Here is a 22,205-nt window from a genome sequence, read left to right on the forward strand (position 1 = left end):
AAGTACGGGTTCTCGGTGGTCGCCGCGATCAGGGTGACCCAGCGGTTCTCGACGGCCGGGAGCAGGGAGTCCTGCTGGGCCTTGCTGAAGCGGTGGATCTCGTCGAGGAAGAGGACGGTCTCCTTGCCGTAGCCACCGATGGCGCGGCGGGCTCCGTCGATGACCGAGCGGACTTCCTTGACGCCGGCGGTGATCGCCGACAGCTCCACGAAGCGCTTGTTGGTGGCTTTGGAGACGACGTACGCCAGGGTGGTCTTGCCGGTGCCGGGCGGGCCCCAGAGGATCACCGAGGAGGGCCCGGCGGGGCCGCCCGCGCCCTCGCCGACCAGTCTGCGCAGGGGCGAGCCCGGCTTCAGCAGGTGCTGCTGGCCCACCACCTCGTCGAGGGTGCGCGGGCGCATGCGGACCGCCAGGGGACTGCTGGACGGGTCCTTCTCCTGGCGTTCTTCGGCTGCGGCGGTGAACAGGTCGGGCTCCACGCTGAAAACCCTATGTCACCGCACTGACAATCCGGTCGGGGCCGTCGGACGGCCCCGGTCCCCGGCCGGTCAGCTGGTCCAGAAGTCCCACCAGCGGGTCAGGATCAGCATGCCGATGATGCCGATGTGCAGGACCGGCATGACCCAGGTGAACTCGCCGAAGAAACTCTTCAGCCAGCGCGGGGCGGGCAGGAAGTCGTTCCGGATGTTGAACGAGGTCACGTACCAGAACATGATGATCGTCGCGACCCAGGCCAGGCAGCACCACAGGCACAGCGCGTTGATGCGGTACAGGGACTGGAACATCAGCCAGGCGCAGAAGCCGACACCGAAGAGGGTGCCGGCGTTGAAGGTGAGCCAGTACCAGCGCGGGAAGCGGGCCCGGGCGAGCAGGCTCATGCCGACGCCGATGACGATGCCGTAGCAGACGAGGCCGAGCATCGGGTTCGGGAACCCGAAGGCCGAGGCCTGGTCGCTCTCCATGACGCTGCCGCAGGAGACGACGGGGTTCAGGCTGCAGCCCGGCGTGAAGGACTTGCCCTCGACCTTGGCCTCGAGCAGCTTGAACTTGTCGATCGTGATGACCCACGCCGCGAGCAGGCCCGCCGCACCGGTGATCACGAGCAGCAGCGCGAACGCACGGCTGCCGCCCACCGACCGCGGTGCGGCCTCGGCGCGCTCCGGTTCGGGTTCGGTGGAGACGTCCTTGACTGTCGTCTTGCTCATCACGCCGATTCCATCACTTGAGAGGTTTGGACCTTCCGCGGACAGCGCTCATTGTGCCGTACGGAGGCGCGTGTCCACTGTTCGGTGGACATAAGGAAGTACCTACGGTCGTCCCGGAGCGTTCGGTTCCGGACGAGGCTCGTGGGCATGACAGCACACGCGAACGAACTCGCGGTGGACGTGCGAGGGCTGCGCAAGCGGTACGGCGGCGTGGCCGCGGTCGACGGCATCGATCTCGGTATCCGCCGGGGAGAGGTCTTCGGCCTGCTGGGACCCAACGGCGCGGGCAAGAGCACGACGGTGGAGATCCTCCAGGGCAACCGCGCCAGGGACGCGGGCGAGGTGTCCGTACTGGGGGCGGATCCGGCGCACGGCACGCGTGCGTGGCGCTCACGTGTCGGAATCGTCTGGCAGGACGAATCGGCGCCCGCGGAGTTGACGGTCCGCGAGACGGTGCGGCATTTCGCCCGCTACTACCCGAGGCCCCGGGACCCGGAGGAGGTCATCGGCCTGGTCGGTCTGCAGGCCAAGGCGGGCAGCCGGATCAAGGCCCTATCCGGCGGGCAGCGCCGGAGGCTCGACGTCGCGCTCGGGGTGATCGGCGGCCCCGAACTGCTGCTTCTGGACGAGCCGACGACGGGATTCGACCCCGCGGCGCGGCGCCAGTTCTGGGACCTGATCCGCAAGCTGTCCGCCGAGGGCACGACCATCGTGCTGACCACGCACTACCTGGAGGAGGCGGAGGCCCTCGCGGACCGGCTGGCGGTCGTCGCCCGGGGGCGGGTCGTCGCCGAGGGCGATCCGGCGGGCCTGCGCGAGCGGTACGGCACGGGCGCCACCGTCGTGTGGACCGACCCGGACGGCACCCCGCGAGCGGAACGCACGGACACGCCGACCAGGACGGTCGGCGCGCTCATGAGCCGCTTCGACGGCGAGATCCCCGGGCTGCGGGTGAGCCGCCCCACGCTGGAGGACGTCTATCTCCGGCTGACCGGACAGGAGGACGCGCGATGACCACGACCGCCGTACGACCACGGTCACAGGCGCTCGCCGAACGGCTGCCCGGCGTCTGGGGCATCGGCCTCGGGCGCGGCGCCCTGGAACTCCGGCAGTTCTTCCGGCAGCGCGACCACGTGGTGTTCACCTTCGCCTTCCCGGTGGTGTTCCTGTTCCTGTTCGCGTCGATCTTCCGCGACGACGTGCGGGGCGCGGGTATCAACGCCTCGCAGCTGTACGTCCCGGCGATGATGGCCGCCGGCATCATGTCGACGAGTTTCCAGTCCCTCGGCATCTCTATCGCCATCGAGCGGGACGAGAAGGTGCTGCGGCGACTGCGTGGCACGCCGATGCCTCCGGCGGCGTACTTCCTCGGCAAGATCTGGCTGGTTCTGGTCACCGGTCTGCTGGAGACCGCGATCCTGCTGCTCGTCGGCACGGCCTTCTACGACATCGACCTGCCCTCGGACGCGGGCCGGTGGCTCGACTTCGCCTGGATCTTCGTGCTGGGCCTGACGGCGTGCGCGCTGCTCGGCATCGCGGTCAGCTCGGTCCCGAAGACCGGCAAGAGCGCCACCTCCGTGGTCGTACTCCCCTTCCTGGTCCTGCAGTTCATCTCCGGGGTGTACATCGCGATCGACACCATCCCGGACTGGATGCTGAACATCGGCGCGCTGTTCCCGCTGAAGTGGATGTGCCAGGGCCTGCGCGGCGTGTTCCTGCCGGCGTCGGCGCAGGTTCTGGAGCAGGCCGGAAGCTGGGAGTTCGGGCGGATCGCCCTGGTGCTGGGGGCGTGGTGCGTCGGAGGATTGCTGCTGTGTCTGCTGACCTTCCGGTGGAAGAACCGGCGCGACGGGTGACCGACCCGGACGATGTCGTCGGCGCCTACACCTGGGCGCGGTCGTTCCGGATCTGGGACACCTACTTCGCGCTCATCTGGCTGGCCACCCTGGTGTTCGTGCTCGGCACGGCGAACCCGGGGTGGCCGGTCCGCCTCACCGCGGCGGCGCTGCTCGTCCCCCTGATCCCCCTGTTCGTGTGGGTGGGCCGGCCCCTCCTGCGGGGCGATCCGCCCGGGGAACGACAGGCCCTCGGCTACCTGGTGGCGGCGATGGCGCTGTTCCTGCCGTCGGCGATCCTCGTGGGCGAGACACGGCTGATGACCTTCGCGCTGGTCCCCCAGTGCTTCATGTCGTTGCGGATCCGGCGGGCGCTGATGGCGGTGGCCGTCATCAATCTCGCGCCCGTCGCCGGCTGGGCCCTGCTGTGGTGGCCGAGCGACCAGGACGTCTTCTTCAACGGGCTGTTCGCGGTGGTCACTCTCGTCTTCTCGGTGGCCGTCGGCACCTGGGTCATCCGGATCATCGAGCAGAGCCAGGAGCGGGCCGAACTGATCGCCGAACTCGACGCGAGCCGCCACGAGGTCTCCCGGCTGTCGGCCGCGCACGGCGCCCTGGCAGAGCGGGAGCGGATGGCCCGGGAGATCCACGACACGCTCGCGCAGGGCTTCACCAGCCTGCTGATGCTGGTGCAGGCCGTCGAGGCGGAGCTCGACCACGACGTGTCCCAGGCCCGCCGTCATCTGGCGCTGATGGACGAGACGGCCCGGCTGAACCTCGCCGAGGCCCGCGCCCTGGTCGCCGGGGGCGCACCCGCGGACCTGGCCGACGCCTCCCTGCCGGACGCGCTGCGGAGACTGGCCGCCCGCCACGAGGCGACGCTGGAGGTGACCGGCCCCGTCCGCCCCCTCCCCGCCGGTCCCGAGGTGGTCGCCCTGCGCGCCTGCCAGGAGGCCCTGGCCAACACCCGTAAACACGCGGGGAGTTCGCCGTCGGTCGGCATCACCGTCGGGTACACCCACGACACGCTCACCGTGTCCGTACGCGACGACGGCTGCGGCTTCGACCCGTCCGCCGTCTGCACCGGTGCCGGCGGCTACGGTCTGGCGGGGTTGCGCGCCCGGGTCGTCGAGGCGGGCGGGACGGCCCAGGTGCGCAGTGCCCCCGGCGCCGGCACGACGGTGACCGTCCGCCTGCCCGTACCGCCCTCGAGGAGCCCATCGTGATCCGGATCATCCTGGCCGACGACCATCCCGTCGTACGGGAGGGACTGCGGGCGATGCTGAGCGCGGAACCGGACCTGGAGGTGGTCGCCGACGCGTCCAGCGGGCCGCAGGCGGAGGCGCTGGCCGCCGAGTTGCGGCCCGACATCGTGCTGATGGACCTGCGGATGCCGGGCGGCGGAGGCGTGGACTCCATCGTGCGGATGAGCGAGGCGGCGCTGCCGTGCCGGGTGATCGTCCTGACGACGTACGAGACGGACCGGGACATCCTGCGGGCGGTGGAGGCGGGAGCGGCGGGCTACCTGCTGAAGGATCTGCCGCGCGCGGAGCTGGCGGAGGCGGTGCGGGCGGCGGCCCGGGGCGAGACGGTGCTGGCGCCGTCGGTGGCGGCCCGACTCGTGGACCAGCTCCGCGCGAGGCCGGAGCGGCCGCGGTTGTCGGAGCGCGAGACGGCGGTCCTGCGGCTGGTGGCGGAGGGCTGCACGAACGCGGAGATCGGGCGCCGGTTGTTCATCGGCGAGTCGACAGTGAAAACCCATCTGCTGCGGGCCTTCGGCAAGTTGGGAGTGGACGACCGGACGGCGGCGGTGACGAGCGCGATGCGGTACGGCCTGCTGGACTGAGACCCCCAGCCCGTCCGGCGTTTGCGGACGAGGCCCTTCGGGCCGAAGCGGGGGTCTGGGGGCGCAGCCCCCAGGGACGGGACGGGAAGGGGCGGCGGGGGCGAAGAAACACCCCCCGCACACCCCGCCCCACCCCAACCCTCAGCCCAGCCTCGACTCCAGTTCCGCCACGATCTCGTTGACCCCCACCGCCGTCTGCTCCCCGGACTCCATGTCCTTGAGCTGGACGACGCCTTCGGCGAGGTCGCGTTCACCGGCGACGACGGTGTAGCGGGCGCCGCTGCGGTTGGCGTTCTTCATCGCGCCCTTCAGCCCCTTGGCGCCGTAGGAGAAGTCCGCGGCGATACCCACCTTGCGCAGCTCGGTGACCTTGGCGAACAGCACCCGGCGGGCCTCCTCGCCGAGCGGCACCGCGAACACGCTGGTGAGGGAGGGGAGTTCGAGCTCGACGCCCTCCGCCTCCAGGGCCAGGACCGTGCGGTCGACACCCAGTGCCCAGCCGACGGAGGGCAGCGCGGGACCGCCGATCATCTCGGACAGGCCGTCGTAGCGGCCGCCGCCGCCCACCGCGGACTGGGAACCGAGACCGTCGTGGACGAACTCGAAGGTGGTACGCGTGTAGTAGTCCAGGCCGCGCACCAGCCTCGGGTCGTCCTCGAAGGAGACGCCCGCGGCCGTGATCAGCTCGCGCACCTCCTCGTGGTACGCCTTGCAGGCGTCGCAGAGGTAGTCGCGCAGGAGCGGGGCGTCGGTGAGCTGCTTCTGGACGTCCTGGCGCTTGTCGTCGAGCACCCGCAGGGGGTTGATCTCGGCGCGGCGCAGGGTGTCCTCGTCCAGGTCGAGGCCGCGCAGGAAGTCCTGCAGGGCGGCCCGGTACACCGGACGGCACTCCTTGTCGCCCAGGCTGTTCAGGAGAATGCGGAAATCGCGCAGGCCCAGCGAGCGGTACGCCTGGTCGGCCAGGATGATCAGCTCGGCGTCCAGCGCCGGGTCCTCGGCGCCGATCGCCTCGGCGCCGACCTGGGAGAAGTGGCGGTAACGGCCCTTCTGCGGACGCTCGTAGCGGTAGTACGAGCCGGAGTACCAGAGCTTGACCGGGAGGTTGCCCGCCTTGTGCAGGTTGGCCTCCAGGGCGGCGCGCAGCACGGAGGCCGTGCCCTCGGGACGCAGGGCCAGCTGGTCGCCGCCCTTGGTCTCGAAGGCGTACATCTCCTTCGTCACGATGTCGGTCGACTCTCCGACACCGCGCGCGAACAGTTCGACGTTCTCGAAGCCGGGCGTCTCGATGTAGCCGTAGGCGGAGTTGCGCAACGGCGCGGCGATCGCCTCACGGACGGCCAGGAACTTGGCGCTGTCCGGGGGGATCAGGTCGTACGTGCCCTTGGGGGCCTTGAAGGTGCTCACGGAAGGTCTCGTCACATTCCTCGTCGGGGAGCGTCCACGCTGCCGCGGTCCTCGCGGCCCGCGGCCACCTGCCGCAGATACGGGTTGGTGGCGCGCTCCTGGCCGATGGTCGTCTGGGGGCCATGACCGGACAGCACCACGGTCGAGTCCTCGAGCGGCAGGCACACGCGGGCCAGCGAGTCGAGCATCTCGTCCATGTCACCGCCGGGCAGGTCGGTGCGTCCGATGGAGCCGGCGAACAGCAGGTCGCCCGAGAAGAAGACCGGCGGGATGTCCGCGGCCTCGGGCATCCCGAAGGTCACCGACCCCTTGGTATGGCCGGGCGCGTGCGCGACGGACAGCTCGATGCCCGCGAGCTCCAGCTTCGCGCCGTCGGTCAGCTCCTTGACGTCGTCCGGCTCCCCCACGGTCAGCTCACCCATCAGCTGCGTTCCGATGGAGCGACCGAGGCCCATCGACGGGTCGGTCATCATGTACCGGTCCTCGGGGTGGATCCACGCCGGTACGCCGTGCGCGCCGCACACCGGGACGACCGAGGCCACGTGGTCGATGTGGCCGTGCGTGAGGACGACGGCGACGGGCTTGAGCCGATGCTTCTTCAGCGTCTCCTCGACTCCCTGGGCGGCCTGGTGGCCGGGGTCGATGATCACGCACTCCTCACCGGCGGCGGGGGCGACGAGATAACAGTTCGTCCCCCAGGCCCCGGCGGGGAACCCGGCAATGAGCACGATCGTCCTTCGTTTGTGTCGATACGGGTGGGCTTCGGAATGGCTGCGCCTGTGGTCAGAGCCTACCGGCGCTGCCGATTCCTCAGCGAACCCATATACGGTACGGGGCACACGCAGGCGGTCGGCTCAGAGGACGCACGCGTCCCAGCAGGCGTACGAGACGCATGAGGAGAGAATCCGGTGGTCACCCAGGAACAGCGGAAGCGGCAGCTTGCCCGGGAGAAGTTCTTGCGGCAGCAGCAGCGGCGCACAGCCGCGCGGCGCAAGGCGCGCATGCGCAACTCGGTGATCGCGTCGGTGCTCGGCGTGGTCGTGATCGGCAGCGTCGCGCTGTACACGACCGGCGCCCTCAAGGACGACGACAAGACCAACGCGAGCTCCGAGACGACCCCGAGCGCGGAGGCGACCAGCAAGGCGCCGGACCCGTGCGAGAAGGCCGCCCCGGGCAAGGTCAAGACGGCGACCTGGAAGAAGGAGCCGGCGGTCACCATCGACAAGTCGGCGAAGTACACGATGACGTTGGCGACGACGTGCGGTGACATAGGCATCGCGATGAAGACGTCGGCCGCGCCGCACACCGTGAACTCGTTCAGCTTCCTCGCCGGCAAGGGCTACTTCGACCACACCAAGTGCCACCGGCTCACCACCAACGGCATCTACGTGCTGCAGTGCGGCGACCCGACCGGCTCCGGCAGCGGCGGCCCCGGCTACACCATTCCGGACGAGAACCTGAAGGACAAAAGCCTGAAGGGCAACATCTATCCGGCGGGCACGGTCGCGATGGCGAACACCAGCCAGCCGAACACCGGCGGCAGCCAGTTCTTCCTCGTCTACCAGGACAGCCAGTTGCCGCCCAGCTACACACCGTTCGGCACCATTTCGGAGGGCGGCATGAAGGTCCTGAAGAAGATCGCCGCCGCCGGCGAGAGCACCGGAGCGGGCGACGGAGCGCCCAACGCAACGGTCGTCATCAACAAGGCAACCGTCACCAAATCCTGACCGTCAACTGCGAAATTTCGGTCGCGCGGGATGCGGACAGGCAACCCGCCGGTCGCCTATGTTGGCCGTGACGAAACTGTGGACGATGCTCGGGGGCGCTGAGGCCCTCGCAGGCATCATGTGGAGGAGGCGCTGTGAGCAGCGACCCGTGGGGCCGCGTCGACGAGACGGGGACCGTGTACGTGCGTACGGCCGACGGCGAGCAGGTCGTCGGTTCCTGGCAGGCCGGCTCCCCCGACGAGGCACTGGCCTACTTCGAGCGCAAGTACGAGGGCCTGGTGGTCGAGATCGGCCTCCTCGAGAAGCGAGTCAAGACCACCGACCTTTCGGCGAAGGACGCGCAGGCGGCGATCGACCACATTCGCGAGCAGGTCGACGCGCATCACGCGGTCGGCGACCTGGACTCCCTGCGGGTCCGGCTGGACAAGCTCGTGGAGACCGTCGAGAAGCGTCGCGAGGAGCGCAAGCAGCAGCGCGCGAAGCAGTCCGACGAGGCGCGTCACGCCAAGGAGGCTCTGGTCACCGAGGCGGAGGAGCTGGCGCAGTCGGACCAGTGGCGGGCGGCCGGTGAGCGGCTGCGGGCCCTGGTGGACACCTGGAAGGGCCTGCCGCGCCTGGACCGCAAGTCGGACGACGAGCTGTGGCACCGCTTCTCCCACGCCCGCTCGGCGTTCTCCAAGCGGCGCAAGGCGCACTTCGCGTCGCTGGACGCGCAGCGCGAGGAGGCCCGGAAGACCAAGGAGCGTCTGGTCGCGGAAGCCGAGTCGATGTCCGGCTCGACGGACTGGGGGCCGACGGCCGCGCGCTACCGCGAGCTGATGTCCGAGTGGAAGGCCGCGGGCCGCGCCCAGCGCGAGCACGAGGACGACCTGTGGAACCGCTTCCGCGGCGCCCAGGACGTCTTCTTCGCCGCCCGCAGCTCGGTCTTCGCCGAGCGGGACGCCGAGCAGTCGGAGAACCTGAAGCTGAAGGAGGAGCTGGCCGAGGAGGCCGAGAAGCTCCTGCCGATCGGTGACCTCAAGAGCGCGCGTGCCGCGTTCCGCTCGCTCAACGAGCGCTGGGAGGCCATCGGCCACGTGCCGCGCGACGCGCGGCCGAAGGTCGAAGGCCGGATGCACGCGGTGGAGCGGGCCCTGCAGGAGGCCGAGGAGAGCGAGTGGCGCCGGTCGAACCCGGAGGCACGCGCGCGTGCCGAGGGCCTGACCGGCCAGCTCCAGGCGGCGGTCGACAAGCTGAAGGGCCAGATCGAGCAGGCGCGGACCCAGGGCAACAACGCCAGGGCCGACAAGCTCGCGAGGGAGCTGGAGGGTCGCCAGGCCCTGCTGGACCAGGCGCTGAAGGGTCTGCAGGAGTTCGGCGGCTGACGCTCGCCACGCACGTACAGAGGGGCTGCCCAACCCGCAAAGGTAGGGGGCCCCCCATGGGGTGCGGTGGCCGGGGTTTACAGCAGCGCGCCGACGGCAACCCCGACACAACGTTCGCGCCCCCCGCTTGTAGCGGGGGGCCCCACACGGGCATGGTTGGGGTCGCCCCTCTTCGTGTGCGGTGCCGGTGCTTACCTGCTGCGCGCCGACGTCACCCGGTACACGTCGTACACGCCCTCGACTCCCCTGACCGCCTTCAGGACGTGCCCGAGGTGCTTCGGGTCGCCCATCTCGAAGGTGAAGCGGGAGGTCGCGACGCGGTCGCGGGAGGTCTGGACGGCCGCGGAGAGGATGTTGACGTGCTGGTCGGACAGCACGCGGGTGACGTCCGACAGGAGCCGGGAGCGGTCCAGGGCCTCCACCTGGATGGCGACCAGGAAGACCGAGGACTGGGTGGGCGCCCACTCGACCTCGAGGATGCGCTCGGGCTCGCGGGACAGTGAGTCCACGTTCACGCAGTCGCTGCGGTGAACCGATACGCCACTACCGCGCGTGACGAAGCCGATGATCGGGTCGCCGGGGACCGGCGTACAACAGCGGGCGAGCTTGACCCACACGTCGTCGACGCCCTTCACCACGACACCCGGGTCGGTGCTCGTGCGGCGCTTGCGCCCGCGGCCGCGGGACGGCGGGACCGACTCGTCGATCTCCTCGGTGGCCGCCTCCTCGCCGCCGAGCGCCTGGACGAGCTTCTGCACGACGTTCTGTGCGGAGACGTGCCCCTCGCCGATCGCCGCGTACAGCGCGGAGATGTCCGGGTAGCGCATCTCATGGGCGAGCGTCACGAGCGAGTCGCCGGTCAGGATGCGCTGGATCGGCAGGTTCTGTTTGCGCATGGCGCGGACGATGGCGTCCTTGCCCTGCTCGATCGCCTCGTCGCGGCGCTCCTTGGAGAACCACGCCCGGATCTTGTTGCGGGCGCGGGGCGACTTCACGAAGTTGAGCCAGTCCCGGGACGGCCCGGCACCGGCCGCCTTGGACGTGAAGACCTCCACCAGGTCGCCGTTGTCCAGGGTGGATTCCAACGGTACGAGGCGGCCGTTGACGCGGGCTCCTATGGTGCGGTGGCCCACCTCGGTGTGCACCGCGTACGAGAAGTCCACGGGCGTGGCGCCGGCCGGCAGCGCTATCACGTCACCCTTCGGTGTGAAGACGAAGACCTCGTTGCGCGACAGGTCGAAGCGCAGGGACTCCAGGAACTCGCCGGGGTCCTCGGTCTCCTTCTGCCAGTCCAGGAGCTGGCGCAGCCACGCCATGTCGTTGAGGTGGTCGTCCTTGCCGGTGGTCCGAGGCTGGTCCGAACGCACCTTGGAGGTGCCGGCGACGGCCTCCTGCTTGTACTTCCAGTGCGCGGCGATGCCGTACTCGGCACGGCGGTGCATGTCGAAGGTGCGGATCTGGAGTTCGACCGGCTTGCCGTTGGGCCCGATGACCGTCGTGTGCAGCGACTGGTACATGTTGAACTTGGGCATCGCGATGTAGTCCTTGAACCGGCCGGGGACCGGGTTCCACCGCGCGTGCACCGTGCCGAGGGCCGCGTAGCAGTCGCGGACCGTGTCGACAAGCACACGAATTCCCACCAGGTCGTAGATCTCCGCGAAGTCACGGCCGCGGACGATCATCTTCTGGTAGACGCTGTAGTAGTGCTTCGGGCGGCCGGTGACGGTCGCCTTTATCCGGGCGGCGCGCAGGTCGGACTGGACCTCGTCGGTCACTATGGCGAGGTACTCGTCGCGCTTGGGGGCGCGCTCGGCGACCAGGCGGACGATCTCGTCGTACATCTTGGGGTAGAGGATCGCGAAGGCGAGGTCTTCCAGCTCCCACTTGATGGTGTTCATGCCCAGCCGGTGGGCGAGCGGCGCGTAGATCTCCAGCGTCTCGCGCGCCTTCTTCTCCTGCTTCTCGCGCTTGAGGTAACGCATGGTGCGCATGTTGTGCAGGCGGTCGGCGAGCTTGATGACCAGGACACGCGGGTCCTTGGCCATCGCCACGACCATCTTGCGTACGGTCTCGGCCTGCGCGGCCTCGCCGAACTTGACCTTGTCCAGCTTGGTGACGCCGTCGACGAGCAGGGCGACGGAGTCGCCGAAGTCGCGGCGGAGCTGGTCGAGGCCGTACTCGGTGTCCTCGACGGTGTCGTGCAGGAGCCCGGCCATCAGGGTGGCGGGGTCCATGCCGAGTTCGGCGAGGATCGTGGTCACCGCGAGCGGGTGCGTGATGTACGGGTCGCCGCTCTTGCGCTTCTGGCCGCGGTGCCAGCGCTCGGCGACCTGGTAGGCCTTCTCGATCTGGCGCAGGGTCGCCGTCTCCGCCTTGGGGTCGTTGCTGCGGACGATGCGCAGCAACGGCTCGAGGACCGGGTTGTACGGGTTGGAACGCTGCACGCCGAGACGGGCGAGGCGGGCCCGTACGCGGTTGGAGGAGCCGGTGCGGGCGGGCTGGCCCGCGGCGGGGCGGACCGCGGGCGAGTTCGTGGCCGGCTGGGGCGCCGGGGCACCCCCCGCTCGCGCGGCGTCGGGGGTGGCGGGGAGGGGCTTGGGACGCGCCTGCTCGGCCGACTTGTCGACGGGTGCCGACTGGGCGTGCTCGACCGGCCCGCGGGGGTCGTTCTTCGCCTGGGCCGCGTCGGTCGGCGCGGGCTTGGCCGCGGGCCCCGAGGCGGACTCGGGCTTTGCGGCGGTCAGGTGTTGGGCCTCGTCTGGCAAGAGGACTCCTCGTGCGCGATCCGGCTCCCCCGGTCAGGCTCCGGAGACCCCATGGTAGCGAGCCTGCGCCCAAGGATCGCCTTCAGGCCGATGTGAGGGCCGTCTACCTGTGAAACGCGAGAGGCGGGCGCCGGATTCCTCCGGGCCCGCCACTGCGGTGTCCTGCGGGTGGCACACGCCCTGCGCAGGGGTTGTGCACGGATGCTCAGATCTTGAGCAGCGCCTCCAACGGGGCGCCGGCGAGGGCCGGCTCCAGGCGGGCGCGGCCGCCCAGGAAGCCCAGCTCCATCAGGACGGCGAGGCCCGCGACCTCGGCGCCCGCCCGGCGGATCAGCTGGATCGACGCCTCGGCCGTGCCGCCGGTGGCGAGGACGTCGTCGACGACCAGGACGCGGTCGGCCGCGCCCAGGTCCTCGGCGTGCACCTCGATCTCGGCGGAGCCGTACTCCAGGTCGTACGCCTGGCTGAGCGTCGCTCCGGGGAGCTTGCCCGCCTTGCGCACGGGGATGAAGCCGAGGCCGGCACGGACGGCGACCGGAGCTCCGAGAATGAAGCCGCGGGCCTCCAGGCCGACGATCTTCGTGGCGCCGGCGTCCGTGGCGATCGCGGCGAGGGCGTCGGTGAGCGCGGTGAACGCCGCCGGGTCCGCCAGCAGCGGGGTGATGTCCTTGAACATCACGCCCGGCTCCGGGTAGTCCGCCACGTCACGGATCCGGCTGAGCAGCAGTTCCTCGATGCCGGTCATCGGCGCTTCCCGGAGGGTCGGCCACGGCCCCGGTTGCGGGCCGCGGGCTGGGTGCGCGGGCCGACGACCGCGGGGGTGGCGTCCTCCGGCTCGTCGTCGTACGACTCGTCGACGACCTCGTTCTCCGGCGTCTCGCCCTTCGCGGCGGCCTGCGCACGCTTGGCGAGTACGCGCTTCTTGAGGGCCTTCATCTGCGGCTCGCGCTCCTTGAGGTCGGCGACGAGCGGCGTGGCGATGAAGATCGAGGAGTACGCACCGGCCGCGAGGCCGACGAACAGCGACAGCGAGATGTCGTTCAGCATGCCGGCGCCGAGAACACCGCCACCGATGAAGAGCAGGGCTCCCACCGGCAGCAGCGCGACCACGGTGGTGTTGACCGAGCGGACCAGCGTGCTGTTGATCGAGCGGTTGGCGACGTCGCTGTAGGTCCAGCGGGTCTGCTTGGCGATGTCCTTGGTCTGCTCCTTGAGGCTGTCGAAGACGACGACCGTGTCGTAGAGCGAGTAACCGAGAATGGTCAGCAGACCGATCACCGTGCCCGGCGTGACCTCGAAGCCGACGAGGGCGTAGATGCCGACGGTGATGGTGATGTCGTGGATCAGCGCGACGAACGCGGCGAGCGCCATGCGCCACTCGAAGGCGATCGCCAGATAGATCACCACCAGGACCAGGAAGATCCCGAGGCCCTGCCAGGCCTTGTTGGCGACCTGGTCACCCCAGCTGGGGCCGACAAGGTCGGCGTTGATCTGCTCGCTGTCGACCTTCAGGTCCTTGGCGAGCTCCTGCTTGATCTGGCCGGACTTGTCGGTGTCGATGCCCGCGATCTGGATGCGCAGGCTGCCGTCGCCGAGCTCCTGGACGATCGCGTCGTGGCCGGAGGCCTCCTCCGCGTACGTCTCCGCCTGTGACACCGAGACGCTTGTGTTCTTCGGCGTGGTGAAGACGGCGCCGCCCTCGAACTCGATGCCCATGTTCAGGCCGCGCACCGCCAGGCCGACGATGGCCGTGATGGTGATCAGGATCGAGAGGCCGTACCAGATCTTGCGGTTGCCGACGAAGTCGTAGCCGACCTCGCCACGGTGCAGTCGGGCGCCGAGGTTGCCGAGCTTCGACATCTCACGCCTCCTTCGGGTCGACAGGGCCGGCGGCAGGCTGGGCGGGACGGCGGGTGCGGCGCAGCGGGGGCTTGGCGCCCAGTCGCTTGGGGTCGAGGCCGGACCAGCTGTGACCGCTGGAGAAGAACTTGCTGCGCGCGACGAACGTCAGCAGCGGCTTGGTGAACAGGAAGACGACCACCACGTCGAGGAGGGTGGTCAGACCCAGCGTGAACGCGAAGCCCTGGACCTTGCCGACCGTGACGATGAAGAGCACCGCGGCGGCGAGGAACGACACGAAGTCGGAGACCAGGATGGTGCGCCGGGCCCGTGGCCAGGCCCGCTCGACGGCGGGGCGCAGCGTGCGGCCCTCGCGGATCTCGTCCCGGACCCGTTCGAAGTACACGATGAACGAGTCCGCCGTGATGCCGATCGCGACGATGGCACCGCAGACGGCCGGCAGGTTCAGGGCGAAGTTGATGGTCGGGCCGAGCAGCGCCATGATCACGTAGGTGAGGGCCGCGGAGGCCAGCAGCGAGGCGACGGCGATGAGCGCCAGGCCGCGGTAGTACGCCACCAGGTAGATGACAACCAGGGCGAGACCGATCGCGCCCGCGATCAGGCCCGCTTGCAGCTGCTCGCCGCCGAGCGCGGCGGTCACCGTGGTGACGCTGTCCTCCTTGAAGGTCAGCGGCAGGGCGCCGTACGACAGCATGTTGGCCAGGCTCTGGGACGACTCCTGGTTGAAGTTGCCGGAGATCTCCGCGTTGCCACCGGTCAGCGCCTGGCTGACGGACGGGTCGGAGACCACCTCGCCGTCGAGGACGATGGCGAACTGGTTCTGCGGGGGCTGGTTCTGGGCCAGCTTGCCGGTGATGTCGCCGAACTTCTTGGCGCCGCCGTTCGTGAAGTCCATGGTGACGGTCCAGCCGGCGCCGGTCGTCGTGTTGAGGACAGCCTTTGCCTCCTCCACGTCGGTGCCGTCGACCTCGGCCGGGCCCAGGACGTACTTCTGCCACTGGCCCGACGAGTTCTGGCCGCAGGCCACGGTGGAGTCGGTGGGCTTGGCGCCCTCGCCGGCCTTGGCGCGGGCCGTCGGCTTCGTGCAGTCGAGGGCGGCGTACTGGGCCTCGAGCTGACTGGCCGCCGCGCTGGAGTCACCGCTGCTCGCGGACGGGGAGGCGCTGGCACTGGCGGAGGCCGAGGCGCTGGCCGACGGGGTGGGGTCGGCCTTCAAGGCGTCGGTGACCGCGCGGCCCTGCGAGGTGGGGGTCGCCGACGGGGTGGTGGAGCTGGAGGGAGAAGACGACGAGGTCGCCTTGTCCGTGGCCTTGTCGCCGCTCGACCCGCTGCTGGAGGCGCTCGGCGACGGGCTGGCCGTGGCGGCCGCGCCCGAGACCTCTGTGGCGAGGACCGGCCGGAAGTACAGCTTGGCGGTGGTGCCGACCTGCTTCTGGGCCTCCTCGGAGTTCGTACCCTTGGGGATGTTGACGATGATGTTCTTGTCGCCCTGGGTCTGAACCTCGGCCTCCGAGACACCAAGACCGTTGACACGGCGGTTCATGATGTCGACCGCTGTGTCCATGTTGGTCTTGTTGATCGCGGATTCCTGGCCGGCCTCCGGGACCGCCCGGAGCGTGATGCTCGTACCACCGGCAAGGTCGATGCCGAGACGCGGAGTGGTGTGCCCGGAGAGGAACATTCCTCCGGTGAGCGCCACGATGGCGATCAGGATGAGGGCCAGCGAGCGCCCCGGCTTGCTCTGGGCGCTCGCGCTCCGGCCCTTCTTAGGTGCTGCCACCTTCTCGTACTCCCTCTCGGGCCGTCTCGCGCCGGATCTGCGGGCGGACGGCCATGACTGGTGTCGGGATCCCGTGCGAGCTGTGCACGTCCGGGGGCACGCGGAGCCGGCCCGCGCGCCCGGGGAGTGCGACTACTTCGCCTCGGAGTCGCCGTCGGTCTTCTTCGGCTCCTCGTCCGTCTTCGCCTCGGCGGCCTCGGTGTCGGCCGGGGTCTCGGCGGGCTCCTCGGCCTTGTCCTCGGCCGTGTCCTTCTTGCCGAGGTCGACGGGCTTGTCGTCGGAAGCGGCGGCAGCGTCGGCGGCGGGCTCGTCGGTCTCGGTGAGGGAGGAGGCGTCGTCCGGGACGACGTCGGAGTCGGACTTCAGGTCGTGCTCGACGCCGTGGACGATGCGGTTGTACTCGTCGTCCGTCAGGACGGCACCGATCGCGTTCTTCGCGAAGAGAAGGTCGACGCCCGGACCGGCATCGACGAGGACCGTGTCCTCATTGACTTCCTTGACCGTCGCGTACATGCCCCCGATGGTGCGGATGCCACTGCCGGGCTGCATGTCGTTCCGCATATTCGCGGCCGCCTGCTGCTTCTTCTTGGCCGAGCGGGTCATCAGGAACATGGCCCCGATGAGCACGATGAACGGGAGGAGGGTCACGAGACTCACGGGTCGGTACTTCCTTCACGTGACCGCGATGGTGAGCGGCCTGATGGTTGGGGGTATGTGCACCGCCGACAAAGGCGGCATCGGCGGAGTCTAAGCGAGTCCGCGCGCATGGAACAACGCTCAGCATGGCACCAGGGTTCCTGACCCGGCCACCACGCTCGTCGTCACGCCCCGAACAGGTCCTGTTGTCCGTTTCCTGTGGCCGTGGAGCGGGGCGGGGTGAGGCCGAGATGCGCCCACGCGGCGGGCGTGCCGACCCGTCCGCGCGGGGTGCGGGCGAGCAGGCCCTCCCGGACGAGGAAGGGTTCGGCGACCTCCTCCACGGTCTCGCGCTCCTCCCCCACGGCGACGGCGAGCGTCGACAGACCGACCGGGCCGCCGCCGAACAGCTTGAGCAGCGCCTCCAGGACCGCGCGGTCGAGACGGTCCAGGCCGCGGGCGTCGACCTCGTACACGGCGAGAGCGGCCTCGGCGATGCCGCGGGTGATCAGACCGTCGGCCTTGACCTGGGCGTAGTCGCGGACGCGGCGCAGCAGACGGTTGGCGATACGAGGCGTGCCGCGGGAGCGGCCGGCGATCTCCGCGGCTCCGTCGGTGTCGATCTCCACGTCGAGCAGGTTCGCCGAGCGGTGGATGACGCGCTCCAGCTCGGCGGGCTCGTAGAACTCCATGTGTCCGGTGAAGCCGAAGCGGTCGCGCAGCGGGGGCGGCAGCAGGCCCGCGCGCGTGGTGGCGCCGACCAGGGTGAAGGGGGGCAGTTCGAGCGGGATGGCGGTGGCGCCGGGGCCCTTGCCGACGATGACGTCGACGCGGAAGTCCTCCATCGCCATGTAGAGCATCTCCTCGGCGGGCCGGGACATGCGGTGGATCTCGTCGAGGAAGAGGACCTCGCCCTCCTGGAGGGAGGAGAGGATCGCGGCCAGGTCTCCGGCGTGCTGGATGGCGGGGCCGCTGGTGATGCGGATCGGGGCGTTCATCTCGGCCGCGATGATCATCGACAGCGTGGTCTTGCCGAGGCCGGGGGCACCGGAGAGCAGCACGTGGTCGGCGGTGGCGCCCCGCGCGCGGGCGGCGCGCAGGACGAGGTCGAGCTGCTCGCGGACCTTCTCCTGGCCGATGAACTCGCCGAGGTCCTTGGGTCGCAGGGCGGCCTCGACGGCCTGGTCCTCACCATCGGCTGACGCGCCGACGAGCCGCTCGGCGGCGGGGGTGTCGGTCGTGTCGTCCCAGTTCACTGCAGTTCTCCTCGCGGTGGCGCGCCCGGCGGCCGGCCGGCCGGGGTTCCGGGGGCCGTCCTCCGCAAGACACAGCGTCGAGTGTGCCTCGCGGTCTCGTGGTGGCGCGGTGGTTCGTCGTTCAGCGGGCTCGGTTCAGGCTCTGCAGGGCCGCCTTCAGCAGCTGTCCGACCTGGGGTGTGCCCTCGGCCGCCTCCGCCTGCGGGGCCACGGCGGACACGGCCTCGTCGGCCTCCCGGGTCGCGTAGCCGAGGCCGATCAGGGCGGCGTGCAGCTGGTCGCGCCAGCCGGTGCTGATCGCGGTGCCCACCGCGGGCGCGCCGATCGGCTCGCCGAGTCGGTCCTTCAGCTCCAGCAGCAGCTTCTGGGCGCCCTTCTTGCCGATGCCGGGTACGGCGATCAGCGTCTTCTCGTCGCCGGTGGAGACGGCCCGGCGCAGGGCGTCAGGTGAGTGCACGGCGAGCATCGCCTGGGCGAGTCGCGGTCCGACGCCGCTGGCGGTCTGGAGCAGCTCGAAGGTCTGCCGCTCGTCGTCGTCCGCGAAGCCGTAGAGGGTCAGTGAGTCCTCGCGGACCACCAGGGAGGTGGCCAGCTTGGTCGGCTGGCCCATGCGCAGCCCGGAGAGGGTGTTCGGCGTGCACTGGACGGCGATGCCGATCCCGCCCACCTCGACCACCGCGGAATCGGGGGCGAGGGCGGCGACCGGACCGCTGACGAAGGCGATCATGCCGTACGGCCTTTCGATGCGTGCAGGGCGACGGCCTGCTGGAGTCGGTTCTGGGCGGGGGCGCGCCAGATGTGGCAGATGGCGAGGGCCAGGGCGTCGGCGGCGTCGGCGGGCTTCGGCGGTGCGTCGAGCCGCAGCAGCCGGGTGACCATGGCGCCGACCTGGTCCTTGTCGGCTCGGCCGCTGCCGGTGACGGCGGCCTTGACCTCGCTCGGGGTGTGCAGGGCGACGGGGATGCCGCGGCGGGCGGCGCACAGCATGGCGACGGCGCTGGCCTGGGCGGTGCCCATCACCGTACGGACGTTGTGCTGGCTGAACACCCGCTCCACGGCGACGAATTCGGGCCGGTGCTCGTCCAGCCACTGTTCGATGCCTCGCTCGATCGCGACGAGGCGGTGCGCCAACTCGGCGTCCACCGGCGTCCGTACGACACCGACGCCGAGCATGGTGAGCGGCCGGCCCGCGACCCCCTCGACGACACCGACACCGCATCGCGTGAGTCCGGGGTCCACCCCGAGTACGCGCACGCGCCCTCCCCTCTTCGCGGCTGAGCCACCGCCCTCGCGGACGTGGCTGAGCACCCTCGGGGTTCCTCGACTGATGGTTGCGGTCCCCGGGCGGTGATCTTTGGCTCCCGACTGGCTTCCCGTTGCCACCGACACGGGCCGGGGGCCGTGGGGACGTGTCCCATCGGCCCGCCGAGATCGCGCCCCCGCCCGCGGCGGCGTTACGCGTCGACCTTCTCCATGACCTCGTCGCTGACGTCGAAGTTGGCGAAGACGTTCTGCACGTCGTCGCTGTCCTCGAGCGCGTCGATCAGCTTGAAGATCTTCTTCGCGCCCTCTTCGTCGAGCTCGACCTGCATGGTCGGGACGAAGTTGGCGTCGGCGGAGTCGTAGTCGATGCCGGCGTCCTGGAGGGCGGTGCGGACCGCGACCAGGTCGGTGGCCTCGCTGATGACCTCGAAGGACTCACCGAGGTCGTTGACCTCCTCGGCGCCCGCGTCCAGAACGGCGCCGAGCACGTCGTCCTCGCCCAGCTCGCCCTTGGGGACGATGACGACGCCCTTGCGGTTGAAGAGGTACGACACCGAGCCCGGGTCGGCCATGGAGCCGCCGTTGCGGGTCATGGCGACGCGGACGTCGGAGGCGGCGCGGTTGCGGTTGTCGGTGAGGCACTCGATGAGCACCGCGACACCGTTCGGGCCGTAACCCTCGTACATGATCGTCTCGTAGTCGGCGCCACCGGCCTCGAGACCGCCACCGCGCTTGACCGCGGAGTCGATGTTCTTGTTCGGGACCGACGACTTCTTCGCCTTCTGGATGGCGTCGTAGAGAGTCGGGTTGCCCTCGATGTCGACGCCGCCCATCCGGGCCGCGACCTCGATGTTCTTGATCAGCTTCGCGAAGAGCTTGCCGCGTTTGGCGTCGATCACGGCCTTCTTGTGCTTCGTCGTAGCCCATTTAGAGTGGCCGGACATCTGCCTGTCTCCTTCGCGTAACCCAACTCCGTACGAACGCCAGAGATCCTACAAGGACTCCGCCGTCCGGTTCGCGCGCACCATGTCGACGAACAGGGCGTGCACGCGGTGGTCGCCGGTCAGTTCCGGGTGGAACGACGTGGCGAGCGCGTTGCCCTGGCGGACCGCGACGATGTGACCGTCGTGCTCGGCGAGCACTTCGGTCTCGGCGCCGACGGACTCGACCCAGGGCGCGCGGATGAACACGCCCTCCACAGGATCGCCCGCAATGCCCTTCACGTCGAGCGAGGCCTCGAAGGACTCGTTCTGGCGTCCGAAGGCGTTGCGGCGCACGATCATGTCGATGCCGCCGATCGTCTCCTGGCCCGAGCGAGGGTCGAGGATCTTGTCGGCGAGCATGATCATGCCCGCGCAGGTGCCGTAGACGGGCATGCCGGACCGCACGCGCGCGCGTAGCGACTCCATCACGCCGAACAGGACGGCCAGCTTGGAGATGGTGGTGGACTCGCCGCCTGGGATGACCAGGCCGTCCACCTCGGCGAGCTCTTCGGGGCGCCGCACCGGCCTGGCCACGGCGTCGGCCGCGGCCAGGGCGATGAGGTGCTCCCGTACGTCGCCCTGGAGTGCCAGGACGCCTATGACAGGTGCGTCAGTCATGTAAGTGCAGTCCTCAGGGGTGGCTTACCAGCCGCGGTTGGCGTAGCGCTCGGCTTCGGGGAGGGTGTCGCAGTTGATGCCGACCATGGCCTCGCCGAGGTTGCGGGACGCGTCCGCGATGATCTTCGGGTCGTCGTAGAAGGTGGTCGCCTTCACGATGGCGGCGGCGCGCTTGGCCGGGTCGCCGGACTTGAAGATGCCCGAGCCGACGAAGACGCCCTCGGCGCCGAGCTGGCGCATCAGCGCGGCGTCGGCGGGGGTGGCGACGCCACCGGCGGAGAACAGGACGACCGGGAGCTTGCCGAGCTCGGCGACCTCCTTGACGATCTCGTACGGGGCGCGCAGGTCCTTGGCGGCGGCGTACAGCTCGTTGTTGTCGTAGCCGCGCAGCCTGGCGATCTCGTTCTTGATCTGGCGCAGGTGGCGGACGGCCTCGACGACGTTGCCGGTGCCGGCCTCGCCCTTGGAGCGGATCATCGCGGCGCCCTCGGCTATGCGGCGCAGGGCCTCGCCCAGGTTGGTGGCACCACAGACGAAGGGGGTCGTGAACGCCCACTTGTCGGAGTGGTTGACCTCGTCGGCCGGGGTGAGGACCTCGGACTCGTCGATGTAGTCGACGCCGAGGGACTGCAGCACCTGGGCCTCGACGAAGTGGCCGATGCGGGACTTGGCCATGACCGGGATCGAGACGGCCTCGATGATCTCCTCGATCATGTTCGGGTCCGACATACGGGCCACGCCGCCGTCCTTGCGGATGTCGGCCGGAACCCGCTCCAGGGCCATGACGGCCACGGCGCCCGCGTCCTCGGCGATCTTCGCCTGCTCGGCGTTGACGACGTCCATGATCACGCCGCCCTTGAGCTGCTCGGCCATGCCGCGCTTCACGCGCGCGGTGCCGGTCTCGGGGGTCTGGTTGTCGGAGAACGTGCTGGACACGGGTGACCTCACTGAAGGTGAAAGAGGGATCTGCAGCACCGAGGAAACGGGAGAGGACCAGTCCACAGCAAGGGCCAATGGACAGACGGTGGATCGTTTTCCGGCCAAGGGCCGGCGAGGGTGGCTCGGGCCTGCCCGCCGGACAGGTCCTACGTCGGGCGATCGGCCAGAGCTGCGGGAGGCTCGTCGTCCATCTCGAAGGCCAACGGGAACGGCGCGTGCCCCGCCAGCCGGAACCAGCGCACCTTGCGGTGCCGGCGCAGTGCCCTGGCCGCCCGTACGGCGTCGTTGTGGAAGCGCCGGGCCATCGGCACCCGGCGCACCGCCTCGGTCAGTTCCCGGATGGCCGCCTCTCCCCCGGGCACCGCCCGTACCGCCTCCACCTGCTGCGTCTCGGCGAACACGGCCCGCAACGCCTGGCTCAGCTCGCTCTCGGCGACCTCCCGCTGCTCCTCCTCGGCCTGCCGGGCGGCATGCGCGGCCTCGTACAGGACGATCGAGGCGGCCGGATCGAGCACCCCGGAGGTGGCCAGTTCCTGGGTCACCGAAGCGCGGCGCAGCAGTTGGGCGTCGAGACCGGCGCGCGTGGCGTCGATGCGGGCGTGCAGCCGGTCGAGTCGCCCGGCCGTCCAGCTCAGGTAGAGGCCGATCGCGACCAGCGCGACGAGGATCCAGATCAGGGTTGCGGTCACGGGCGGCAAGGCTACCGGGGCGCTCCGGTGGGGTT

Annotated in this window: 22 protein-coding genes and 1 pseudogene; 6 read left to right on the forward strand and 17 right to left on the reverse strand. The window is 70.1% G+C overall.

Annotation, left to right across the window (positions count from 1 at the left end):
- Positions 1–479: AAA family ATPase (locus ACFWWR_RS39875; RefSeq protein ID WP_384308714.1), on the reverse strand; the 479-nt coding region annotated here is incomplete at its 3' end.
- A gap of 69 nt (positions 480–548) precedes the next feature.
- On the reverse strand, positions 549–1,205 hold the full coding sequence (locus ACFWWR_RS39880) for a vitamin K epoxide reductase family protein (RefSeq protein ID WP_384308717.1): 657 nt from the start codon (positions 1,203–1,205) through the stop codon (positions 549–551).
- A gap of 147 nt (positions 1,206–1,352) precedes the next feature.
- On the opposite strand from ACFWWR_RS39880, the gene ACFWWR_RS39885 reads away from it, so the two are divergent.
- From ACFWWR_RS39885 to ACFWWR_RS39900, 4 genes are read left to right on the forward strand one after another with little or no spacing between them, the layout of a single operon-like run.
- Positions 1,353–2,219 (forward strand): ABC transporter ATP-binding protein, encoded by an 867-nt coding sequence (locus tag ACFWWR_RS39885; protein WP_383878353.1) that lies wholly within the window; start codon positions 1,353–1,355, stop codon positions 2,217–2,219.
- Positions 2,216–3,061: an ABC transporter permease gene (locus tag ACFWWR_RS39890; RefSeq protein ID WP_384308720.1), complete on the forward strand. Its 846-nt coding sequence runs from the start codon at positions 2,216–2,218 to the stop codon at positions 3,059–3,061. Before ACFWWR_RS39885 ends, ACFWWR_RS39890 begins: the two co-directional genes overlap by 4 nt.
- Entirely contained in the window at positions 3,037–4,266 is a 1,230-nt protein-coding gene (locus tag ACFWWR_RS39895) for a sensor histidine kinase (protein WP_384308753.1), read from the forward strand. The genes ACFWWR_RS39890 and ACFWWR_RS39895 overlap by 25 nt, the downstream gene beginning before the upstream one ends.
- Positions 4,263–4,886: a response regulator gene (locus tag ACFWWR_RS39900; RefSeq protein ID WP_383878349.1), complete on the forward strand. Its 624-nt coding sequence runs from the start codon at positions 4,263–4,265 to the stop codon at positions 4,884–4,886. Before ACFWWR_RS39895 ends, ACFWWR_RS39900 begins: the two co-directional genes overlap by 4 nt.
- Here ACFWWR_RS39900 and ACFWWR_RS39905 read toward each other — a convergent pair.
- The 3 genes and pseudogenes from ACFWWR_RS39905 to ACFWWR_RS39915 all read right to left on the reverse strand — a co-directional run.
- A pseudogene (locus tag ACFWWR_RS39905) lies at positions 4,872–5,038 on the reverse strand (cobyrinic acid a,c-diamide synthase); the annotation flags it as partial. The gene ACFWWR_RS39900 and the pseudogene ACFWWR_RS39905 sit on opposite strands and share 15 nt — an antisense overlap.
- The gene (hisS, locus tag ACFWWR_RS39910; protein ID WP_383878395.1) at positions 5,028–6,290 is read right to left on the reverse strand and encodes a histidine--tRNA ligase; all 1,263 of its coding nucleotides are present in this window, start codon (positions 6,288–6,290) and stop codon (positions 5,028–5,030) included. The gene hisS and the pseudogene ACFWWR_RS39905, both read right to left, overlap by 11 nt.
- 11 nt (positions 6,291–6,301) lie before the next feature.
- Positions 6,302–7,018 carry an MBL fold metallo-hydrolase gene (locus ACFWWR_RS39915; protein ID WP_383878393.1) on the reverse strand — a complete coding sequence of 239 codons (717 nt, stop codon included), beginning with the start codon at positions 7,016–7,018 and terminating at the stop codon, positions 6,302–6,304.
- A gap of 180 nt (positions 7,019–7,198) precedes the next feature.
- On the opposite strand from ACFWWR_RS39915, the gene ACFWWR_RS39920 reads away from it, so the two are divergent.
- Entirely contained in the window at positions 7,199–8,017 is an 819-nt protein-coding gene (locus tag ACFWWR_RS39920) for a peptidylprolyl isomerase (protein ID WP_384308722.1), read from the forward strand.
- Positions 8,018–8,151: 134 nt separating this feature from the next.
- Positions 8,152–9,381: a DUF349 domain-containing protein gene (locus ACFWWR_RS39925; protein WP_383878389.1), complete on the forward strand. Its 1,230-nt coding sequence runs from the start codon at positions 8,152–8,154 to the stop codon at positions 9,379–9,381.
- Positions 9,382–9,572: 191 nt separating this feature from the next.
- Here the strand turns inward: ACFWWR_RS39925 and ACFWWR_RS39930 are convergent, their stop codons facing one another.
- From ACFWWR_RS39930 to ACFWWR_RS39985, 12 genes are all read right to left on the reverse strand, one after another.
- Entirely contained in the window at positions 9,573–12,146 is a 2,574-nt protein-coding gene (locus tag ACFWWR_RS39930) for a RelA/SpoT family protein (protein WP_383875437.1), read from the reverse strand.
- 205 nt (positions 12,147–12,351) lie between these two features.
- Complete coding sequence (locus ACFWWR_RS39935; RefSeq protein ID WP_384308724.1) at positions 12,352–12,891, reverse strand: adenine phosphoribosyltransferase; 540 nt, start codon at positions 12,889–12,891, stop codon at positions 12,352–12,354.
- Positions 12,888–14,006, reverse strand: coding sequence for a protein translocase subunit SecF (gene secF, locus ACFWWR_RS39940; protein ID WP_383875433.1), 1,119 nt, complete (start codon positions 14,004–14,006; stop codon positions 12,888–12,890). The genes ACFWWR_RS39935 and secF overlap by 4 nt, the downstream gene beginning before the upstream one ends.
- Before the next feature lies 1 nt (position 14,007).
- A complete protein-coding gene (gene secD / locus ACFWWR_RS39945; protein ID WP_383875431.1) occupies positions 14,008–15,786 on the reverse strand; it encodes a protein translocase subunit SecD in 1,779 nt (592 codons plus the stop codon).
- A gap of 132 nt (positions 15,787–15,918) precedes the next feature.
- Positions 15,919–16,443 carry a preprotein translocase subunit YajC gene (gene yajC, locus ACFWWR_RS39950; protein ID WP_383875429.1) on the reverse strand — a complete coding sequence of 175 codons (525 nt, stop codon included), beginning with the start codon at positions 16,441–16,443 and terminating at the stop codon, positions 15,919–15,921.
- A gap of 164 nt (positions 16,444–16,607) precedes the next feature.
- Positions 16,608–17,678 carry a Holliday junction branch migration DNA helicase RuvB gene (gene ruvB, locus ACFWWR_RS39955; protein ID WP_383875427.1) on the reverse strand — a complete coding sequence of 357 codons (1,071 nt, stop codon included), beginning with the start codon at positions 17,676–17,678 and terminating at the stop codon, positions 16,608–16,610.
- 121 nt (positions 17,679–17,799) lie between these two features.
- Positions 17,800–18,405 carry a Holliday junction branch migration protein RuvA gene (gene ruvA / locus ACFWWR_RS39960; RefSeq protein WP_383875425.1) on the reverse strand — a complete coding sequence of 202 codons (606 nt, stop codon included), beginning with the start codon at positions 18,403–18,405 and terminating at the stop codon, positions 17,800–17,802.
- Positions 18,402–18,932, reverse strand: a complete 531-nt coding sequence (gene ruvC / locus ACFWWR_RS39965; protein ID WP_383875423.1) for a crossover junction endodeoxyribonuclease RuvC — start codon at positions 18,930–18,932, stop codon at positions 18,402–18,404. The genes ruvA and ruvC overlap by 4 nt, the downstream gene beginning before the upstream one ends.
- Before the next feature lie 200 nt (positions 18,933–19,132).
- The gene (locus ACFWWR_RS39970; protein ID WP_057614183.1) at positions 19,133–19,885 is read right to left on the reverse strand and encodes a YebC/PmpR family DNA-binding transcriptional regulator; all 753 of its coding nucleotides are present in this window, start codon (positions 19,883–19,885) and stop codon (positions 19,133–19,135) included.
- A gap of 48 nt (positions 19,886–19,933) precedes the next feature.
- Positions 19,934–20,542: a pyridoxal 5'-phosphate synthase glutaminase subunit PdxT gene (gene pdxT / locus ACFWWR_RS39975; protein ID WP_383875421.1), complete on the reverse strand. Its 609-nt coding sequence runs from the start codon at positions 20,540–20,542 to the stop codon at positions 19,934–19,936.
- 24 nt (positions 20,543–20,566) lie between these two features.
- Positions 20,567–21,478 carry a pyridoxal 5'-phosphate synthase lyase subunit PdxS gene (gene pdxS / locus ACFWWR_RS39980; RefSeq protein WP_383875419.1) on the reverse strand — a complete coding sequence of 304 codons (912 nt, stop codon included), beginning with the start codon at positions 21,476–21,478 and terminating at the stop codon, positions 20,567–20,569.
- 149 nt (positions 21,479–21,627) lie between these two features.
- Positions 21,628–22,170, reverse strand: a complete 543-nt coding sequence (locus ACFWWR_RS39985) for a hypothetical protein (protein WP_383875417.1) — start codon at positions 22,168–22,170, stop codon at positions 21,628–21,630.
- Positions 22,171–22,205 lie beyond the last annotated feature (35 nt).

Source organism: Streptomyces sp. NPDC058678 (genome assembly GCF_042714835.1).
Lineage (GTDB): Bacteria > Actinomycetota > Actinomycetes > Streptomycetales > Streptomycetaceae > Streptomyces.

Coding starts and splice junctions, on each gene's coding strand:
- secF (WP_383875433.1), bottom strand. CDS start 14,006: ATGTCGAAGCTCGGCAACCTCGGCGCCCGACTGCACCGTGGCGAGGTC.
- ACFWWR_RS39880 (WP_384308717.1), bottom strand. CDS start 1,205: ATGAGCAAGACGACAGTCAAGGACGTCTCCACCGAACCCGAACCGGAG.
- pdxT (WP_383875421.1), bottom strand. CDS start 20,542: ATGACTGACGCACCTGTCATAGGCGTCCTGGCACTCCAGGGCGACGTA.
- ACFWWR_RS39935 (WP_384308724.1), bottom strand. CDS start 12,891: ATGACCGGCATCGAGGAACTGCTGCTCAGCCGGATCCGTGACGTGGCG.
- ruvA (WP_383875425.1), bottom strand. CDS start 18,405: ATGATCGCCTTCGTCAGCGGTCCGGTCGCCGCCCTCGCCCCCGATTCC.
- ACFWWR_RS39885 (WP_383878353.1), top strand. CDS start 1,353: ATGACAGCACACGCGAACGAACTCGCGGTGGACGTGCGAGGGCTGCGC.
- ACFWWR_RS39970 (WP_057614183.1), bottom strand. CDS start 19,885: ATGTCCGGCCACTCTAAATGGGCTACGACGAAGCACAAGAAGGCCGTG.
- ACFWWR_RS39890 (WP_384308720.1), top strand. CDS start 2,216: ATGACCACGACCGCCGTACGACCACGGTCACAGGCGCTCGCCGAACGG.